This window comes from Thermosynechococcus sp. OHK43 (assembly GCF_014466085.1).
Classification (GTDB): Bacteria; Cyanobacteriota; Cyanobacteriia; order Thermosynechococcales; family Thermosynechococcaceae; genus Thermosynechococcus.
Genome location: NZ_JACOMP010000027.1, coordinates 1 through 2,629, shown reverse-complemented (window position 1 = coordinate 2,629; position 2,629 = coordinate 1). Strand labels below are relative to the sequence as shown.

Here is a 2,629-nt window from a genome sequence, read left to right as displayed (position 1 = left end):
GATCAAAGATGAGTTGCGCCAAATCCTCAATGGAGTAAATGTCGTGGTGGGGCGGCGGTGAGATCAAAGACACCCCCGGCTTGGAGCGCCGCAGCATGGCAATGTAGGGGCTGACTTTGCTGCCCGGCAGTTGCCCCCCTTCCCCCGGTTTCGCCCCCTGGGCAATCTTAATTTCAATTTGCTGGGCATTGATCAAATACTCGGGGGTGACGCCAAAGCGACCGGAGGCTACCTGTTTAATTGCTGAGCTAGCGGTATCGCCATTGCGCAAGCCCCGCAGATGGGGAAATTGGGGAGAGTGCCCCTGGGCATCCACATCCGTGAGCACTTGAAAACGAATGGGATCTTCACCGCCCTCGCCGGAGTTGGATTTGGCGCCGAGGCGGTTCATGGCGATCGCTAGCACCTCATGCGCTTCCCGCGAGAGGGCCCCCAAAGACATCCCCCCCGTACAGAAGCGTTTGACAATTTCACTGGCGGGTTCAACCTCCTCTAGGGGAATACTGGGGCGATCGCTTTGGAAGTCTAATAGATCCCGCAGTGCTGTGGGTACCCGACCGGTGAGTTGGCGACGATAGACCTCGTAATGGTCATAGCTATTGCTACTCACCGCCTTGTGGAGTGCCTTGGCCATCTCCGGATTATTCATGTGGTACTCGCCACCGGGACGGAATTGGACAAAGCCAAAGTTCTCCAGTTTCTTGGCGGTGAGTTCGGGGAAGGCCTTGTGGTGAAAGGCAATTGTTTCTTGAGCCAAGTCTTGGAGGGTAAGACCCCCCACCCGCGACGTGGTGCCAACGAAGGCCTTCTTGAGCAGGTCATCGCCAATGCCAATGGCCTCAAAAATTTGGGCACCGCGGTAACTAGCAATCAAAGAGATGCCCATCTTGGAGAGGATTTTTAGGAGTCCCTCCTCGACTGCTTTGCGATAGTTGGCCTGCACCTGTTGCAGCGTCAGCTGCGGTAGTTTGCCCTTGGCCATCAAGCTTTGGGTGCGATCGCTATGCCACCACTGGCGAATCGTTTCCCAGCTCAGGTAGGGACACACTGCCCCCGCCCCATAGCCAATCAGACAGGCAAAGTGATGGGTACTCCAGCATTGGGCGGTTTCCACCACCAGGGAGACCCGCCGGCGAATGCCCTGGGCAATCAAGTGGTGGTGCACTGCACCGACGGCCAATAGGGGCGGAATGTAGGAGGTGTCCGCATCCAAAAGATGGGGTTCGCCGGCAAGGTTGTGGCGATCGCTGAGCACCAGGATTTCGGCACCTGCTGCCACTGCAGCGGCGGCCTGTGCGCAGAGCCGATCCACAGCAGCCTCAAGCGCCGCAGGCCCCCCGGCGATCGCAAACTGCGTTGAAAGGCGAGTGGCGCCAAAGGGGGCCTTGAGAATTTCCTCTAGCTCCGCCTCGTTGATCAGGGGTGAATTGAGTTGCAGGAGGCGAGCATGTTCCGGCCTTTCAACGAGCAGATTCCCTCGCTTACCAAGGCGAGTCACCAGTGACATCACCAGTTTTTCCCGCAGCGGATCAATGGCGGGATTGGTCACTTGGGCAAAGCGCTGTTTGAAGTAGTCGTAGAGCAAGTGGGGTTGCTGAGACAGCACCGCCAAGGGAATGTCGTCCCCCATGCAGAAGGTGGGTTCCTTGCCGTCCTTCGCCATGGCCTCAATGATCATTTCCACATCTTCGGCACTGAAGCCAAAGGCCATTTGCTGTTGCAGGCAGGTTTGCGGATCAAGTGTGGGGGCTTCGCCGTAGGGTTGGGGAGTAAGCTCTTGGCGATAGGTTTTCAGCCATTCACCGTAGGGCTGCTGCTGTGCCACCCGCTGCTTGATTTGCCAGTTGGTGAGCAGTTCTTGGTGCTCCAAGTCAACGGCAATCATCTGCCCGGGACCTAGACGGCCTTTTTCAATCACCGTTGCTTCGTCAATTTGAATACTGCCCGCCTCCGAAGCCACAATCACTAGGTCATCACTGGTGAGGGTGTAGCGGGCGGGTCGCAGGCCATTGCGATCGAGGGTGGCGCCGACAATTTTGCCATCGGAAAAGGCCACCAAGGCAGGACCATCCCAAGCCTCTTGAAGGCCGCCGTAGTATTCATAAAAGTCCACCACCTCTGGGTGATCCGCCAAATCGGGCTGATTTTGATAGGCCTCGGGAACCAGCATCATCATTGCCTGCAAGGGCTGTCGTCCCGATTGCACCAGCAGTTCAAGAACGTTGTCGAGGTTCGCGGAGTCGCTGTTTTCGGCATTAACAATGGGCAGCAGGTCGGCAAAGGCATCTCCCCAGTAGGGATGGCTCAATTGAGCAGAGCGCGCCCGCATCCAGTTAATATTCCCTAGGAGGGTATTGATTTCGCCATTGTGCCCCAGCATCCGCATTGGTTGCGCCAAGGCCCACTTGGGCATTGTGTTGGTACTAAAGCGCCGGTGATACAAAGCAAAGGGGGTAATGTACTTCGGGTTGCGTAGATCGTCGTAAAACTGGGCCAGCACCACCGATCGCACCATGCCCTTATAGACAATCGTGCGGGTCGAAAAGGAACAAATATAAAAGTCCCGTTGCCAGTCGGCTTTTGTTTGGGCGATCGCGCGCTCAATGCGCTTGCGGGTCAAATAGAGTTG

Annotated in this window: 1 protein-coding gene; it reads right to left on the bottom strand. The window is 56.8% G+C overall.

Going from position 1 to position 2,629, the window contains the following annotated elements; genetic code table 11:
• Positions 1–2,629: glutamate synthase central domain-containing protein (locus H8Q75_RS01240; protein WP_297039781.1), on the bottom strand; the 2,629-nt coding region annotated here is incomplete at both ends.